We start from the raw sequence: 17,107 nt of genomic DNA, 5'->3' as shown, positions 1-17,107 counted from the left end.
ACAACATCCCACAGCGTGCTCTCAACAACGAAACGCCGATTCAGGCAATGAAGAAATGGCAGGCAAAAAAGCCACAATTATTCGTTAAACGTGTTTATAACCAGGCGGGTCTTGACAATTAGATAATACTGAGAACCGCCCAGGATTTGACTTGCCCATCGCCCTGCACGATACTTGCCGCTGTCACCAAAGCTCCCCATCCTGAGCAATAAACCATCAGCGCCTGTCACCACCGCCTACACTCACAGCATGCCGTCTCCGAACTCTCCCACCGCCCCCTACATCGGCCGCTTCGCCCCCTCTCCCTCCGGTCCCCTGCACATGGGCTCGCTCGTTGCCGCCATGGCCAGCTATCTTGATGCGAAGGTGCATCGCGGCACTTGGCTGCTGCGCATCGAGGATCTGGACTATGACCGCAATGTCGAGGGCGCCGATATGGCGATCCTGGCCACCCTGCAACGCTGCGGCATGACGTGGGATGAAGAGGCGACGTGGCAGAGCCGCAGGCTGCCGCTGTACCAGGCGGCGCTGAAGCGCTTGCAGGACGCTGGCCTCGTGTATGCGTGCGGCTGTTCGCGCAAGGAAATCCACGATTCGGTGTTGCACGCGCGTTTACCCAAGGGCGGGGCCGCCGTGTATCCGGGCACCTGCCGCCACGGCCTGGCACCGGGCAAGGCGGCGCGGGCCTTGCGGCTGCGCGTGCCAGAAGGGCCGCAAGCCGTGTATGGCTTTGCCGACCGCTGGCATGGTCCGCAGCGGCAGGACCTGGCTGGCGAGGTGGGCGACTTCATCGTGCTGCGCGGCGATGGTTACTGGGCGTACCAGCTGGCCGTGGTGGTTGACGATGGCGTGCAGGGCATCACGCAGGTGGTGCGCGGGGCGGATTTGCTCGATTCCACGCCGCGCCAGCTGTACCTGCAGGACGTGCTGGGCTTGCCGCATCCGGGCTTTCTGCATGTGCCCGTCGTCAACAATGCCAACGGCGAGAAACTGTCGAAGCAGACGGGCGCCCTCGCCTTCGATACGGGTACGCATGCCGGCGAACTGCTGGCGTCGGCGCTGCTGCCGGCCGCCCGCTTCCTCGGTCTCGACGTGCGCGCCGACGACGTGGAAGACTTCTGGCGGCAAGCCATTCCCGCCTGGGCGCAGCGGCTGGCGCGCCTTCCCGAGCGCACATAAAAAAACCCGCCGCGGCGCAAACCGGGCGGGTTGAGGCAGGCGCTGGCCGCAAGGGCCGGCGCCTGGTATCAGGCAATTAGAAGTTGCCCTTGAATTGCACACCAAATTGACGCGGCTCATTGATGAAGCCCGTGCGGTTGTTGAAGTCGATGGCGCCCGTGATACGCTGGGTGTCGGTGATGTTGCGGCCAAACGCGGCCACTTCATACTTGCCAGCATCCCAGGTGTACCCAACGCGCAAGCCACCTTCGACCATCGGCTTGCCGGTGAACTCGGTTGCCTCATACAGGAAGAAGTTGATCTTGCTGCGGTAAGCCCAGTCCGTGAAGACGAAGAATTCGCCGTTTTCCATCGGAATCGAATAACGGCCCGTGGCGGTGATCGTCCACTTCGGCGCTTGCGGCAATGGATTGCCGTCGATGACGGCCCGGTTTGCAGCGTTGATAGGATCGGTCACGGTGCAGCGCGCTTTGTCGCAGGTGGCGATCGACAGGCTCGGGTCCTTGATTTCCGTGAAGTTGTAGCTGCCGCCCAGGGACATCTTCAGGCTAGGCGTGACAAAACCTTCCAGTTCCAGTTCCGCGCCGCGGCCGTTCGTCTTGGCGGCATTGATCAGGCGCGTGATGTTCGACGTACCGCCCACCACCGTCAATTGCTGGTTTTTCACCTGGTAGTTGTACAGGCTGAAAGCGACGCGGGCGCGGCGCTCGAACAGGTCGGCCTTGATACCGGCTTCGAACGAGGTAATCGTTTCCGCATCGGCCACAGTCACGGGCACATCCTTGCTGGCTGGCGCGATACTTGGTGCGCGGAAACCGGTAGCGATACGGCCGTAGAAGTTCACGTCCTTGTTGTACTTGTAGGTACCGCTCAGATCCCAGTTGACCTTGGCCTTGCTGACATCGGCGCTGCTCGGATTCTTTTGATCGATGTTGTAAACCGATACCGTGTCAAAATCCTTCTTGTCCTTGGTGTAGCGCAAACCGGCGCGCAGCATGAAGTCATCGTTGACGGCGTAGTTGACGGAACCAAACGTTGCCCAAGCCGAATTCTTCTGGCGGCTGGCCAGATGCGAGAACAGTACGTGCGTGTCGGTATCGAAGTTGTCGGTGAAACCGTTGGCATCTTCATTGAAGTAGTAAACACCAGCCTGCCAATTGAGCGGACCGGCATTCTTCGATTCGGCGCGGAATTCTTGCGAGTATTGTTTCACGCTGGTAATGCCGCCAGCCGTTTCAACCTGGAAAGGAATGAAATTGGGGTTGGTCGGGCCAAGTCCGTTCGGCGTGCCGCCGTCGATGTCGCCATGCGACACGTAATTGCCGACATGTTCAAAGCCGGTGATCGAGTACAGCTTGACGCCGTCCAGGTCCCAGCTCAGGCGGGCGCTGGCGCCATTCGTGCGCAGGCGCTGGAAATTCGGCGCATTCGTGAACGACTTGTTCGGGTCGAAGCCGCCGACGATATCGTTCGTGCCTTGCTTGATCAGGTTGGCGTAGAAGATGCGCGCGCTGCCCGTCGTATTGCGCTGGTGCACATTGAACAGGGCGTTGAACGTGGTATTCGGTGCGTACAGCAGTTGCACGCGTTCGGCGTGTTCGTTGTAGCCGTCCAGCGCATTTTTCTTGCCAGTAAAGGTGTTGTCGACGTAGTCGTCGCGGTGCTGGCGCAGGGTCGAGAAGCGCAGCGCCCATTCTTTGCTTAGCGGCACGTTGACGGCGCCATCGAAATTGCTGGTGTTGTGCGTGGCGGTGGAAACGTTGTAATAGCCTTCAACCTTGTCCAGGTTCGGCTTGACGGATTCGAACTTGACCACGCCGGCAGGCGTGTTGCGGCCGAACAAGGTGCCTTGCGGGCCGCGCAGCACTTCCACGCCAGCCACGTCAAAAATCGGGAAACCCTTCAGAATGGGGTTTTCTTGCACGACATCGTCGTAGATCAGGGAAACAGGTTGCGATGCAAAGATGTTGAAGTCGGTATTGCCGTAGCCGCGGATGTAGAAACGGGGAAAGGTGCGGCCATTCGACGATTCCACGTTCAGGCTAGGCACTTTGCCGGCCAGCACGCGAATGTCTTGTCCGCCGGATACCAGCACGTCGAGCTTCTCGTCGCGCAGCAGCGATACGGAGACGGGCACGTCGCGGATATTTTCCTTGCGGCGCTGCGCCGTCACGGTCACGGTTTCCAGCTGGCTGGCGGCAGGGGTCGTATCAGCAGCGACTTCATCAGCATAGGCCGAGCCGATAGGCAAGGCAGCGGACAGTGCCAGCATGGCGGCGCTTTTGGCGCACAAACGCTGGTGCATCTTGGACATCTTGATCATGTTGTTTCCCAGAAGTTTAAAAAAGTATTGCGAAACCTGTCTCCGGCTTATGTACGGCGCTGGATGATCGTTTGCACCATCTCGGTGCAGCAGCGCGAGCGGATGTTTCTCCGCTCCTGGCGTCACTGGCTCTGCCCTGGCTGTCGTCCAAGCTGACAGCGGTGGCGGCCGCATCTCTGGGATGTCTGATGAACACCAACTTTTAAGTAAGGCGCCAATTTAATTCAAGCGCCTTATGCGCTGCAAGAATATTGTTATGTAAAATATTCATTCATCAACATAAAGGGCTGACTAGTGGTTATTCAGCCACAATAGCGCCCCTGTTTTGCTATTTCCGTGCTGTTTCACCCGATGATTTTCTGCACGGCGCGCCTTTTTCTCGTGGCCTGCAGAAAGTAGAATTGGCGTCCTGCAAGACAGCCCAGAGAGTAAAAATAGTTGTAATATCGCCAGAATTGAGCTGCCATGCCGCCCCATCCCAGTGCGGCGGCGGCACCCCGCACCATCGTCGATCGCCTCCATGCCAGAACCGAGCCAGCCCAGCAACGCCGTCCCGTCCTCCATCGCTGCCGCCCAGGCCGCCCAAGCCGCCCATTCACTGCTGCGCGCCCATTGCGACATCGTCTGGAGCACGAAAACCTTCGGCCAGTTCGATGCCGACCAGCCCTCCTGGCGCGCCTTCACGGGCCAGACCGAAGCCGAACTGCTGGGCCGCGGCTGGCTCAATGCGCTGCATCCGGACGACCGCAACTTGCCTTACGTCATGCCGTCACATCTGACGAGCGTGTTCGAAGCGGAATACCGGCTGCGCCACGTCAGCGGCACCTACCGCAATATGGTCGTGCGCATGCTGCCTGTGCTGGCAGCCGACGGCAGCATCGTTGAATGGCTGGGTTCGCATTGCGACGTGACGCAGCAACGGCAGACGGAACAGCAGCTGCGCCTGGCCATGCAGGGCGGCCGCATGGGCACGTGGGAGATCGACCTGGGCAGCGGCAGCATGGCCGGCTCCGACGCGTTCAAGGCCAATCTGGGCCTGCCACCTGCCAGCCACGTCGACTACGCGCAGCTGACGGGCGCCATGCTCGACGGCGAACTGCAGCACTGGCAAACGGTGGTGCACGCCGCCATCGCCAGCGCCAGCGATTTCGAGATCGACATCCGCGTGCGCTGGCCCGATGGATCGCTGCATTGGGCGCACATGCGCGGCACCTGCACCAGCGACGGCGCCGGCAACGTGATCGCCTTGTCCGGCATCTCGCTCGACCTGACGACCAGCAAGCAGAACGAGGAAACCCTGCGCCTGACCCTGGAGGCCGGTGAAGTGGCCACCTGGAACTGGGACATCGTGGCCGACCGGGTCACGGCCGACAGCAACATGGCGCGCCTGTTCCCCGTCAATGCCGGTGCGGCCACGGCGGCGCCGCTGGCGCGCTATCTGGACATCATCCATCCCGATGACCGCGAGCAAGTCAGCGCGCAGATTACCCAGGCGCTGCACGCGCACGCGCCGTTCGAGGCCAGCTACCGCATCGGCACCGGCGATGGCCAGTACCGCTCGGTCATCGCGCGGGGCCGCGCAGAATACGCCCCCGATGGCACGCCCTTGCAATTTCCCGGCGTCCTGCTCGACATCACGCGCCAGAAACAGGTGGAAGATGCGCTGCGCCGCAGCGAGGAACGCTACCGCACCCTGATCGAGCTGATGGACCAGGCCTTTTGCGTCATCGAAATGCTGTACGACGAGCAAGGCCGCCCCGTGGATTTCCGCTATCTGGAAGGCAACGCCGCCTTCGTCAAGCAGTCGGGACTGGACAACGCCATCGGCAAGACCATCCGCAGCTTCGTGCCCGACCACGACCAGCACTGGTTCGACCTGTACGACCAAGTCGTCAAGACAGGCGAGCCCGTGCGCTACGAAAACGAAGCCGTGGCCATGGAGCGCTGGTTTGAAGTCTTCGCCGCGCGCCTGGGCGGCCCCGGCAGTCGCCTGCTGACGATACTGTTCAGCGACATCAGCGAGCGCAAGCGCTCGGAGCAGCAATTGCGCCAGCTGGCCGATAACCTGTCCGAAATGGACCGGCGCAAGACGGAATTCCTGGCCACCCTGGCGCACGAATTGCGCAACCCGCTGGCGCCCATCCGCAACGGCTTGCAGATCATGCGCCTGGCCGCCGACAAGCCCGCCACCTTGGCACGCGTGCGCGACGTGATGGAGCGGCAAGTCAATCAGATGGTGCATCTGGTCAATGATTTGCTGGACGTGGCCCGCATCACGCGGGGCCAGATCGAACTCAAGCTGGAACGCGTGGACTTGAAAACCATCATCGCGGGCGCCGTGGAAACGAGTATGCCGCTGATCGAAGCGGGCCACCACCAGTTGCAGGTGCAACTCGACGAGCAGGCGCTGCCGCTTGAGGCCGACCCCACGCGGCTGGCGCAAGTACTGGGCAATTTGCTCAACAATGCAGCCAAGTACACGCCCACCGGCGGCCATATCAGCTTGCACGCGGTACGCGACGGCAACGAGGTCTTGATCGAGGTCAGGGACAGCGGCGTGGGCATTCCCGCCGAGTCGATCGCCACCGTGTTCGACATGTTTACCCAGGTGGGGCAAAACATGGGCAGGGCGCAGGGCGGTCTGGGCATCGGCCTGTCGCTGGTGCGGCGCCTGGCCGAGTTACATGGCGGCAGCGCCACGGCGGCCAGTCCCGGCGCCGGCCTCGGCAGCACCTTCAGCGTGCGCCTGCCCCTGCTGGAGGAGGAAGCGAAAGCGTCCGCCGCACCGGTCGCGCCGGTCCACAGCGCCAGCGGCCCCCACTTCCGCGTGCTGGTGGTCGACGACAATGTCGATGCGGCCGATACCCTCGCCGCCGTGCTCGACATGATGGGCCATGCCACGCAAGTGGCCCACGACGGCGCGCAGGCGCTGGCCGTGGCGCCGCAATTCTTGCCAGACGTTATCTTCCTCGACATCGGCTTGCCCGGCATGAACGGCTACGAGGTGGCGCGCGCGCTGCGCCGGGTACCGGCAAGCGCCAACGTCGTGCTCGTCGCATTGACGGGCTGGGGCGCCGAAAACGACCGCAGCCAATCGAGCGCGGCCGGCTTCGACCACCATCTGACCAAACCGGCCAACCTGCTCGCCATCGGCGAACTGCTGGCCACCCTTTCCACACCGAAAACACCGACAAACCATGACTGAATCCCTGAACCACGTCCGCCGCCACCTCCTGCTGGCCAGTGGCGCCGCCTTGCTGTGCCCGGCACCGCTGCTGTTTGCCGCGCCCGCCACCAGCATCGCCACCGCCCGGACGCAACTGGCCGCGCTGGAACAGGCCGCCGGCGGACGCCTTGGCGTTGCCGCCTGGCGCCACGGCAGCGAACTGCGCGTTGCCTATCGCGCCGACGAACGCTTTCCCCTGGCCAGCACCTTCAAGGCGATGCTGGCGGCCGCCGTGCTGGCCCGCAGCGTCAGCCAGCCGGGCTTGCTGGATCAGCACGTGCGTTACGAGAAAAAGGAACTGGTCACCTATTCGCCCATCACGGAAAAGCATCTGGCCGACGGCATGAGCGTGGCCGACCTGTGCGCCGCCACCTTGCAGTACAGCGACAATAGCGCAGCCAATTTCTTGATGACATTATTAGGCGGGCCGCAAGCCGTGACGGCGTTTGCACGCAGCATCGGCAACACGGTGTTCCAGCTGGAACGCTGGGAAACGGAACTCAATAGCGCCATCCCAGGCGAAGAGCGCGACACGGCCAGCCCTGCGTCGATGGCGCACAGCTTGCAGCAATTGTTATTGGGAAATAGTTTGCCGGCGCCGCAGCGCCAGCAACTGGACGCCTGGATGCGCGGCAACACGACGGGCGACAAGCGCATCCGCGCCGGCGTGCCGGCTGGCTGGCAGGTGGCCGACAAGACGGGCTCGGGCGCCTACGGCAGCGTCAACGATATCGGCGTGGCCTACCCGGCCAGCGGCGCGCCGCTGGTCATCGCCGTGTACTACACGCGCGAACAGAAAAAATCGGACACCAACCAGGACATCATCACGGCCGCCACGCGCATCGTGGTTGCCGCATTGGTGTAATTACTTCGGCAGCGCGGCCATGAAGCCCGCGTAGGTCGACCAGGCGGGGTCGGCCGCACTGCGGATTTCAATCGGGAATTTCGGGCGCGACGCCAGCGTCGTGTTGAGGCGATTGAAAAACTCTTCACCCGACTGCGTGTAATAAATCCATTCGCGCAAGTTTTCACCGGTCGATACCAGCGCCAGGGTGGCGAAACCGGCCTCTTCCACCACGGGTGCCAGCGCCGCTTCCAGCTCTTCCATATGCTCGCGCTCGTTCGGCGCGGGCATGCCCGTCTCATCCTCATAACGCCAGGCGATGATGATGCGGTCCGGCTGCGACGACAGGTCCCAGTCGTCATGGAAGGCGTCGACATAGCGGTAGATGATGGCCATCTCGTCGCTATGCGTGACGATGGTGCCCCAGCTGCGGGCGGAAGTGGAATTCTGGTTCATGGTTGCAACAGTCAAAAAATAAATCGAGGATGCGCAGCTTACAGCACTGGCGGGCAAGTCACATTCCAGGCGTCATACTGGGCACCGCTCTTGCGCAGCCAGACGCGGGCGTAGCTGTCGCGGTCGCTCTTGAACACCAGCGCATAGCGCTCTTCTGCACGCGGCGCAGCGGAGCCCACGTCGACGGCCGCCAGTGCAAACTTCAGCGCCCGCAACGGGGCGCAGGCCGTATTGCCCGACATTAATAATCGTGCCCGCTCCAGCAGCGGCTTCTGGTACAGCAGCACGCCTTCCAGTTCCACATCGGGAATGCGCTGCAGCATGCGCACGGGTTCGGCCACCGCGCGGCAGGTGCCACGGTCGAGCCAGGCGTAATACTCCATGCCCGCCTCCTGCCAGCGCGCCTGCTTGCCCTCGCCGTGCAGCACGAACTTGGTGCGCTGCGTACGGCACAGCGCACCATGGCCGCGATACGGCGACGTTTCCACGCTGCCCACCACTTCGCTGCCGTAGCCACCCACCACGGGCACGCTCTCGAACACGGTGCGCGCAGCCGGCTCGCCCGGATATTGCTGCGCATAAAATTCCAGCAAGGACGCGCGCTGCTGCGCATCCACCACCTCGGCGGCACTGGCAGAGAGGCACATGGCCGACACTACACACAGCGCCAAGGGGCGCACGATATATCTTGGCATGGATCCTGGCATGGCATTCCTTCAATCGACGTTCAGGGACGGGTATCGCCCAAGCGCAGATTATATAGTTAGCAGGAAATACCAGGAGCGCGCCGCGTCAAGAGGTGCGGAAGGTGGCGCCGCCAGCGAGCAACTTGGCGCCGCAGGTGGTGGTGTCGCCTTCGAAGGCGATGGCGATGCCGTTGATGCTATGCCGGGACGAGCCGCTGGCGATCTTGCAGCCCTGATGTCCCTTGATGGGGCAGCTGCACAAGTCCCCGACGCAGGCGACGGGGATACCTTTGACCGTAAAATGCGTGGCGGCACAACTGAGCACCTTGCCGCCGTGTGACGTGGCGTCGCCCAGACGGATGACTTTGCGCATGCTGCCTCCCGTTCTACTTTTCCGCCGAGCTTTCCAGGATGGCTTCCACCGATGGCGCCGCGTAGTTGGCCGGGTCGACGGCTGGCGTGATACGGCTGCGGAAAATGTCGCCGCCGGCATCCTGTTTCTTGCGGGTTGCGTCCGATGGCGGCGTGATGAAGATGATGCTCGCTTCGTTACTATCGCGCAGATTGATCGCCGCACTGGCGCCGCCATCGCGATAGCTGCCCATCACGCCGATGGCCATCTGCATGAACCAGGTGGCTGCACCCGTGTTGCCCAGGCGAAGATCCGTATTGATGAACTGCGCGCTCTTGCTGCTGTCGATTTCCGGACCGCCCTGTGACGCATAGTCATGCAGCATGCTTTCCAACATCAACAACTGTTCCGGCTGGTTTCCCGTGCCGACCACGATGCGCGCCGGCCCCTTGCCGCGCTCGGCTTCCGGCAAGGTCTGCAGCGCCTGCTGCCAGCCTGCATTGAATATCCTCTGGCGCGCGTCGCGCCGCGTGACGGGCTTGCCTTCCTCGTCCGCGAACTTGACGAACACGGGTCGGTGCACGAAACCGAACGAGGGCAGGCGGTCAAATGTTTCCATCTGTTCCCGGTTCCAGGGAATGGGAAACCACGGCGTCGGTTTCCAGTCACGCGGGGGGCGATTTTCCCAGGGATTGAGCTTGTCGAAGGTATGCAGGCCCACGCCACGGATATCGGGTCGCTGGGCGAAAGCGGCGGCAGCGGCGAGCCATTCGGCGACGGTGGGTTGACGTTCGCTAAAAGCTTCGGGTTGCTGCTGCTTCGCGCGCGAAGGAAGGGATTGCATCAGCTTGTAGTACATGGCGCGGAATTGCTCTTGGACAAATTTATTCTCCGGATCCTCCCATATAAAAGGGCGCAACGGCTCTATTCGTTCGCGACGTGCCAGGATGAATACGGCCGTGGCATCCGGCATATCCGGGATGAAATATCCATTGACCAATTTCCTTGCAGTACCTGGCTTCCGGTTGCCATCCCGCGTGCCTACGCTGTCCTCAGAGTGCAAAACGATGTAGGGTACGTCAGGATGCTTATCGAAAAAATCAAACACATCAATGAGCAATTGGTCGGGATGCTCATCCAACTTCCAGGTAGCAATCGAAAACAAGTGCCAAGCCATACCCGAGGTGCCAGCGCCAGCCACGAGTCCCGCCATCGGCTCGATCAAGCTCGGTTGTGCGGCCGGGTCGAGGATGGGAGTACCCGCATAGAACGATGGTAACCCCCAGTATAACGGGGTAAAATTGACACCATTTTCCAGCGCATCATAGGCCCTGCCACCGCCTTCCCCGTTCTTATCATCGCCCGTCCATGGGTATTTCTTGGGATCTTGTTCGCGTATGCTTGTGTAAGGACTTCCTTTTTGCAAGGCGTCCCACAATTTACCCTGACGGTATTTGTCCAGCGTCACACCCAATCCGATCACTTCCAGCACGTACTCTTGCCTCGGTTCTATCGGCTTCTTTGGCTGTTGCGCCTGCAACTGGGATGCAATTTCACGCGCCTGGCCCTTCGATAAGGCATTGAGCCATAAAAAACCAAAAATTAAAATTACAACAACTAATGATATTCCCAACCAACGAAGCGTCATCATAGCTATCACCTTTTGGTCTGCAATTCCGGCGAGACAATAATCGGCCCAAGCAAGTTGCTACCGACGGGGCTACAACAGTCCATTTATCTTGCTTTTTTTTCGGTCACTATTTTTATGTTTTTTGTTTGTGACACTACAATTTTCCACAACGGTCCTGATAGCAAGGGCAGTCCTGCCGGCAAAATCCCGGTGTTGTAATAGCCAATGCTGCCATTGATCGCAGCACTTCTCCATCCAGGTTCTACGGATAAATATGGAGCAAACTCAAATATGAATTCTTCTTTTGTCCGTATACCCTTACGCCCTTTTTCGTTGTTCTTCAGGTCCTTCACTCGCCAATCTGCCACCGCACATAAATACGCATAGAACTGCGGATCGGATGATGCCTTGCCGCTGCCAATCGCCACGTCGTACGCAGTTACCTGGCTGTGATTTTTGGCGCTTCCGATAATCGAACTGTGGAAGGACTTGGCACTGACTTCCCGCTGCCAGCGCAAGCGTGCCTCATTCGGGCTTTCCTGGATGGTTGCCAAGACATTTCCTTCCGTGTAGCGCGTAGCGGCAATGACCTTGCGTTGAACGAGCGGTCCTTTGCCATCGAGTTTCTTTTCCTTGTTATAGGCAGCCGTCATCAAGGCCAATTCAGCCCCGCGTATGGCTTCATCGCGCTCTGGGAAACGGCGATAGCCGGCCGGGTCCGGGCGATCCTCGGCGGTTGCATGCAGGCCGCTTCCGCTGGTAAGTGCCACTGATGCATCGCAGGGATCGACCTCCTCCGCAGGTCCCTGATCGGCAACAGGACGGTTTCTCATCATGGACGTAGCCGGGATATTCTCCGGATCGATTTGCGATGTGCCGCGCAGGTCGGCGGCTACGGGCTGCTTCAATGCTTCGCCCGTGATAGTACGAATGCCATTGCGCTGCTCCGTCTTGCTCAACCGGGTATTGACAGGCCAGGCCACCGCTTGATGTTGTGCGCGGTGTTTTCGCAGAGAAACCTCCACGTGCGATTGCTCCGTTTCCGTCGACAGGCGCAACGGAAAGTCAAACGGTGGCGGCTTGCCTACCAACGACACCGTGGTCTTTCCCGTGGCCGGATCCAGCCGGGTCTTGTTGCTGAATACCCGCTGATAAAATCTGCCACCCAGTTCCGCCAGCGCGGCGCGTACCTGCTTATGCTCCACGAGCTTGGTATGTCCGGACGACATACTGTACCCATCCAGACTCGATGTCTCCTCTTCTTCCACCAATTCACTTCCCGATGCATGATCGGGCACGCCATCCCACCCTATACCCTGGATGTTATCGAGCGCCACCGTCATGTCTTCAGGGCAAAAATACAGATAAACCTTGCGGCGGTTGTCGCGGTCGTCGGCGCTCTGCCAGCGGCTGCCGACCATGCCACGATGTTCGTCCTTTTTCAGCTCGGCAAACGGCGGCTTGCAAGCCTGGCCGTTCCCCTTCGCCACGCCGGAAACTATGTTCACCAATGTCTTCAGGCGCGCACCCATGGTCTGCGCTCCACTGAGCAAATGGTAATAGGGCTTCATCGCCGCATCCTCACCGCCATCGAACCAGGCTGCCCCTCGCATCAACAGCGGCAGGCTGTCCACCAGGCTGTATGGCGGATGCGTGAGTATCAAATTATCGGCCGCCGCCAACCCCTTCTCCATCAGCATGGCTTGCGCCAACAGCGACAGCAGGCAACCCTGGCTGTGCGCAACGATGCTGACGGTATCATCCGCGTCGTAATCGCGGATCATGGAAATCAATGCTGCCAGCCGCTGCGCCGCCAGCACCATGTACATGCGGCCTGGCGCCGTCTTCAGCGGACGCAAGGCATCGCCCATGGGGTCCGCAGGCGCATACATGCCCGGACGCCACATGTCGGGCAAGCTGCTGGTGGCGTTGCCGAAGGGCCCACCTTCCTTCGACAGATCCTTGTCCAGTCGGTTGCCATAGCGATCGACGAACTGACCGTTGACGGTACGGCATTTCTCTCCCACTTCGCGGTAACCCCAATAAAACGGAATCACGGGGCTGTTGGTATCCTTGGCTATCGTGCGCTTGAAGAATACGGCGTCGGGATCGTCTTCCAGTTTGTCCTTGTCCGCCGCCACAGGCATACGGTAAGACGCGGGCGTAAATGGCCGCCCCAGCCTGGCGGCCAGGCCGGCGCACAAGCCATGCTCCACCGCCTTGTAGCTGACACCTACATCGTTGACGCCATGGATGACGATGATATTGCCCGGCAGGTTGCGGCGTATCTTGACCTTCTCGCAGACGGTGCGTTCGCAATGCAGGAGCGTCACGTCTTCGCCCACCACGTACGGCACTTTCGGATAGCTGCCCATCGCACTCTCCTGGCGTCATCAATCCTTGTTGTTGAACACTTCGATGGCGGCCAGGTGCATCGCGACGCGCTCCAGTACCTCCGTCTTGCCGCCTCCATCGCTGCGGCCATCTGCCGACGAGCCATCGCCCAGCTTCACGGCAAAGTGCGCTTGCGGCGCCAGTTGCGGTGCTGGCGGCACGCCATCGACAGGACTGTCGTCGCCCTCGTATTGGAAAATGAATTGCTGATCCGCCTTGCCCTCGGCAAAGCTTGGTAATTGCACGTCCATGCTTTGCGGGTCATTGAAGACGAAATTGGGCGCATTGAAGTTCAGCGGCGACTTGCTGCCAAAGGTGATGCCGTCGGCGATGCGGATGAAAGCGCCATGCTTGGAAATCAACACGATTTCATCGGCCATGCCCGTCAGCTTGCCTTCGCTGGCCGTCAGCTTCAGGTTTTTTCCCGCATTGAGGTCCATGTCGTCATGCTGGCTTTGCAGCAAGAACTTGCCATGGTGGGCGATGGCGCGGATGCCATCCGCATGAGCAAACAGCGAGATGCCCTTGCCGGCGTTCACGCTGTAGCGCTGGCCTGCCACCGCTTGCAGGTGCTGCTGCGCCACCGTATCGATATTGCTGACGGCATAGCTGACGATGGCCTTCGAACTGGCAAAGCTGATGCCGGCCGGCGCCGTGACGGCAATCGTCGCCGCACCACCCAGTTCGGCACGGGGCTGCGTATTGCTGCCGCCTTCCCAGCTTTTCAAGCTTTGCTGCAACTCCTGCTGCGCTTCGTCCGCGTTCTCCAGCGCCTGATGTGTGGCCGCATAGCTGCCCAGCGAGCGAAACAATTCCAGACAGTTTTCCATCAGGCCCAGATATTCGCTGCGCGCCATGTGACCGCCATCGCCGTTCAGGCGCTTCCAGGCCGAGAGCAGCATGCCCTTGCCCGCGCGCATGGCCAGTTGCTCATCGGTGCGCAGCTCGGCGCCCTCGCCGCGTGCTTCGCCCTGGCCATTGCGCCGGTCGTGCGTCAGCCAGCCCAGGTTGAGCTGGCTGGAACCATGATCGCTGGCAAGCTGGGCGTTGATTTGCCCATGCACATCGTCAAAGCGCAGCTGGTTGCCGCGCGTGCCACGGATCTCGCGGCTCTTGATGCCGGACAAATAACGGTTGCCGGGCAAGTCGCCTGCCTTGCTCAGGGCGACCGGCTGCGCATTATGGTTGTACAACTGGCCCACGATGATAGGCCGGTCCGGATCGCCGCCCAGAAAAGCCAGCAAGACTTCGCTGCCGACGCGGGGCAAGCCCAGGTAGCCGCATTGCTGCATGCTGCCAGGTCCGTTTCCCGCCCAGCTCGACGCGACGCGCACCCAGGCCGAATCGGCATCCGTGTCGGAGGCGCCCGTGCCGCCTGCATGCTCATGGTCCAGCTTGCGCGTGGCGGGAAAGCGCACCTTGACCCGGCCCATCGCGTCGCAATGGACTTCCTCATTCGCCGGCCCTACCACCACGGCGCTTTGCATGGAAACTGGCGGCAGGTCGATGCGCGTGTCGTAGGCCGGCACGATGGCCACGCCGCGCCGCACGGCAATCAGTTCAATCTGCATGCGCAAGGGGCCACCATCCACCGCCACCGCCAACTCGCGCTGCGACAACGATGCGTCATCGGCCAGCCAACGGTTGCGCGCAAACAAACGCGCCACCCTGGCGGCCAGCTCCCTGGGTAAATTATTTTGCGCCGCCACCTGCAGCGAGGTGACGACAAAATCGCGCTCGGCCGCTGGCAAGACGTCGATGTCGGGGTGCTCGGCCAGGCTGAAGTATTCGCCCGGGCACAGGTCGCGCACGCTGCCTTCGGCGTGAAAACAATGGCTCTCGTAATCATGCTGTTGCATGGCCAGCATGCCCAGCTGACACAATGCCTCATGATCGTTGCCCGCGCGCGGCGGCAGCACGCGGTAATCATCCAGCGTGGCCGCAAGCGCATTGCCATGCATGCCCTGCTGCCCCCGCCCCAAGGCATCGGCGGTCATGAACGGCCGCGCGCGCGGGTGTTCTTCATTCCAGCTATGACGCGTTACCTTGCCCGCCTGCAGCTTGCGCATTTCGTTCCACGACGTCAGGGTGTCGCGTTCTTCCGTTGCCCGATCCGCGTGATAGCGCACGGTGTCCGCCATGTTTTTCCGCAAGCCATCGGCGTGGTTGAATAACACCAGGGTATGCGCCGGCTCGGCATGGGCATTCGTCTTGCCCTCCGCGCGAAAAAACCAGGCGACGCCGCTGCGCTTGAGCAGGCGCCGCACGAAAGCTGCATCGGATTCATTGTGCTGCATGACAAACTCGCGCTGCGGATACGTTTGCGCCTCGAAGAAATCGGCAAATGCATACTGGAAGGCGTGCGCCAGCACGGTATTGCTGCGTATCCACTCATCGAGCAGGGTCTTGACGATCTCGATATCCGTCAGGCGCCGGAAGACGCGCGTATTGCAGCGTTTTTCCATGATGGCGAAGGCGTCCGTCAGCACCAGCTGGTAGCTGGCCAGCGCGCCATCGCTATCGCCGGCACTCGCTTGCGTGACGATGCCGCAGATGCTGCGCAGCTGGCCCTGGTCAGTGACGATATCGAGTGCGGCGGGCAAGGCAATCAAACTACTGAGCGGCAAGTCTGCATGCGTCGAGACGCACAGCACGCGGTACTCGACGCTACCACAAATGGCCTCGCTGCCGGCGATGCGCTGCGGTAACAGCACGCCTGGGGGCACCTTGGGCGACACTCCCAGGCGCAGGCGCAAGGGACGCTGGGCACCCGATATCGACTCGTCACCGTCCATGGCATTCTCCTCATGCGCGCTTGCATCTCATAAAGCTGGAGAACCGACAATGCCACGGGATGGCAGGGAAATACTTGATATTTAGTAAGAACCTGCCAAGGTTCCCATAATTTCCGTCAGCCTTTGCCGCTTGACCAGCACGACGGGGCGCAATCGCTGCGCCCCATCGCACAAGCTGCAAGTTCCTCAACGCATCAGCGCTGGTAATGCTTGAAGAAATTCCAGCTGATCACGGTGGCGTCCGGGCCCAGCTCATCGCTGAATGGCCAGCCGGGAGGACCGCCGCTCCACGCGTGGTTCATGCCCTCGACCGTGTACTTTTGCGCGAGGACGGCGCCGTTGTGCAGGTAGGTATCGATGGAGTAACTGCGGCCGTACGGCACCGTCTGGCGCACGATGCTGTCGGCACGGTAGCGCACGCTGTCATTGTCGAGGCCATCGTCGCCAACATCGCTAGTTTGCAGGAATTGCTCGATGGTTTGCTCGCCGTTGACGGGATTGACGACGATGTCGGCCGTGCCGTGGAACACCATCGTCGGCATCAGCCGGCGCGGCGAACCGGAGCAGCGCCAGGCATCCTTGCCGCGTACTTTCGGGTCGAAGGAACTGCCGTTGAACAGCGAATCGGCGGCCGTGAGCATGCCGATGGCGCCCTTGTACATGCCGCCCGAATGCACCATCACGGCGGCGAACACGTCCGAATAACAGGCGGCCATGATGGAGGCCATGGCGCCGCCCGCCGAGATACCCGTCACATACACGCGGCTATCCTGCACCGCATACTTGTTCTTGACCTTGTTCAAGATGCCCATCAGCACGGCCGGCTCGCCCGTGCCCCGCTCCTGGTTCAGCGGCAACATGAAATTCCAGCAGCGCATGGGGTTGGCCGTGGCGTTCTGGCGCGGATAGACGACGATGAAATTCTCGCTGTCGGCCAGCTGGTTGTAGCGGCTGACGGCGGCCATGCTGTTGGGTTCGGAACCGCAGCCGTGCAGCAACACCACCACGGGCAGCGGCGTGTTCGGATTGTAGTTGCTCGGTAGCCAGACCTGGTATTCGCGCGAACCCCACAGGCTCGCGTACAGGCCGAAGTCCCACTGGCCAGCGGCCGCCGGCAGCGCGGCCAGCAAGCCGCAAGCGGCGATGATTGCGGATAAGAAGTGACGCAGTTGCTGATGCAGATGTGCCATGCCAGTCTCCTGATTATTATTCACGACGAAAA

General features: G+C 61.2%; 11 protein-coding genes and 1 pseudogene. 4 read left to right on the top strand and 8 right to left on the bottom strand.

Annotation, left to right across the window (positions count from 1 at the left end; translation table 11 throughout):
• Together ACQ4WL_RS27310 and gluQRS are read left to right on the top strand one after the other, a co-directional pair.
• A pseudogene (locus ACQ4WL_RS27310) lies at positions 1-122 on the top strand (IS481 family transposase); the annotation flags it as partial.
• Between the two features lie 127 nt (positions 123-249).
• Entirely contained in the window at positions 250-1,179 is a 930-nt protein-coding gene (gene gluQRS, locus ACQ4WL_RS27305) for a tRNA glutamyl-Q(34) synthetase GluQRS (protein ID WP_436512819.1), read from the top strand.
• Positions 1,180-1,255: 76 nt separating this feature from the next.
• On the opposite strand, the gene ACQ4WL_RS27300 is transcribed toward gluQRS, so the two are convergent.
• The gene (locus ACQ4WL_RS27300) at positions 1,256-3,502 is read right to left on the bottom strand and encodes a TonB-dependent receptor (RefSeq protein ID WP_436512817.1); all 2,247 of its coding nucleotides are present in this window, start codon (positions 3,500-3,502) and stop codon (positions 1,256-1,258) included.
• 520 nt (positions 3,503-4,022) lie between these two features.
• Between ACQ4WL_RS27300 and ACQ4WL_RS27295 the strand changes: the two genes are divergently transcribed.
• The gene (locus ACQ4WL_RS27295) at positions 4,023-6,707 is read left to right on the top strand and encodes a hybrid sensor histidine kinase/response regulator (protein ID WP_436512815.1); all 2,685 of its coding nucleotides are present in this window, start codon (positions 4,023-4,025) and stop codon (positions 6,705-6,707) included.
• Positions 6,700-7,593, top strand: a complete 894-nt coding sequence (bla, locus tag ACQ4WL_RS27290; protein ID WP_436512813.1) for a class A beta-lactamase — start codon at positions 6,700-6,702, stop codon at positions 7,591-7,593. The genes ACQ4WL_RS27295 and bla overlap by 8 nt, the downstream gene beginning before the upstream one ends.
• Here the strand turns inward: bla and ACQ4WL_RS27285 are convergent, their stop codons facing one another.
• From ACQ4WL_RS27285 to ACQ4WL_RS27255, 7 genes are all read right to left on the bottom strand, one after another.
• A complete protein-coding gene (locus tag ACQ4WL_RS27285; protein WP_436512811.1) occupies positions 7,594-8,028 on the bottom strand; it encodes a DUF695 domain-containing protein in 435 nt (144 codons plus the stop codon). It abuts the gene before it with no gap.
• A 38-nt stretch (positions 8,029-8,066) separates the two neighbouring features.
• Positions 8,067-8,723, bottom strand: coding sequence for a hypothetical protein (locus ACQ4WL_RS27280; RefSeq protein WP_436512809.1), 657 nt, complete (start codon positions 8,721-8,723; stop codon positions 8,067-8,069).
• A gap of 97 nt (positions 8,724-8,820) precedes the next feature.
• Entirely contained in the window at positions 8,821-9,087 is a 267-nt protein-coding gene (locus ACQ4WL_RS27275; protein WP_436512807.1) for a PAAR domain-containing protein, read from the bottom strand.
• 13 nt (positions 9,088-9,100) lie between these two features.
• Positions 9,101-10,717, bottom strand: coding sequence for a type VI lipase adapter Tla3 domain-containing protein (locus ACQ4WL_RS27270; RefSeq protein ID WP_436512805.1), 1,617 nt, complete (start codon positions 10,715-10,717; stop codon positions 9,101-9,103).
• A gap of 83 nt (positions 10,718-10,800) precedes the next feature.
• Positions 10,801-13,071, bottom strand: a complete 2,271-nt coding sequence (locus ACQ4WL_RS27265; protein WP_436512803.1) for a T6SS effector phospholipase Tle3 domain-containing protein — start codon at positions 13,069-13,071, stop codon at positions 10,801-10,803.
• A gap of 18 nt (positions 13,072-13,089) precedes the next feature.
• Positions 13,090-15,885, bottom strand: a complete 2,796-nt coding sequence (locus tag ACQ4WL_RS27260) for a type VI secretion system Vgr family protein (RefSeq protein ID WP_436512801.1) — start codon at positions 15,883-15,885, stop codon at positions 13,090-13,092.
• A gap of 194 nt (positions 15,886-16,079) precedes the next feature.
• On the bottom strand, positions 16,080-17,075 hold the full coding sequence (locus tag ACQ4WL_RS27255; RefSeq protein WP_436512799.1) for an extracellular catalytic domain type 1 short-chain-length polyhydroxyalkanoate depolymerase: 996 nt from the start codon (positions 17,073-17,075) through the stop codon (positions 16,080-16,082).
• Between the last annotated feature and the right edge of the window lie 32 nt (positions 17,076-17,107).

Source organism: Janthinobacterium kochi (assembly GCF_051380715.1).
Taxonomy (GTDB): Bacteria; Pseudomonadota; Gammaproteobacteria; order Burkholderiales; family Burkholderiaceae_D; genus Janthinobacterium.
Note: the sequence above shows the minus strand (reverse complement) of the source record. Positions and strands in the feature narration are given on the sequence as shown.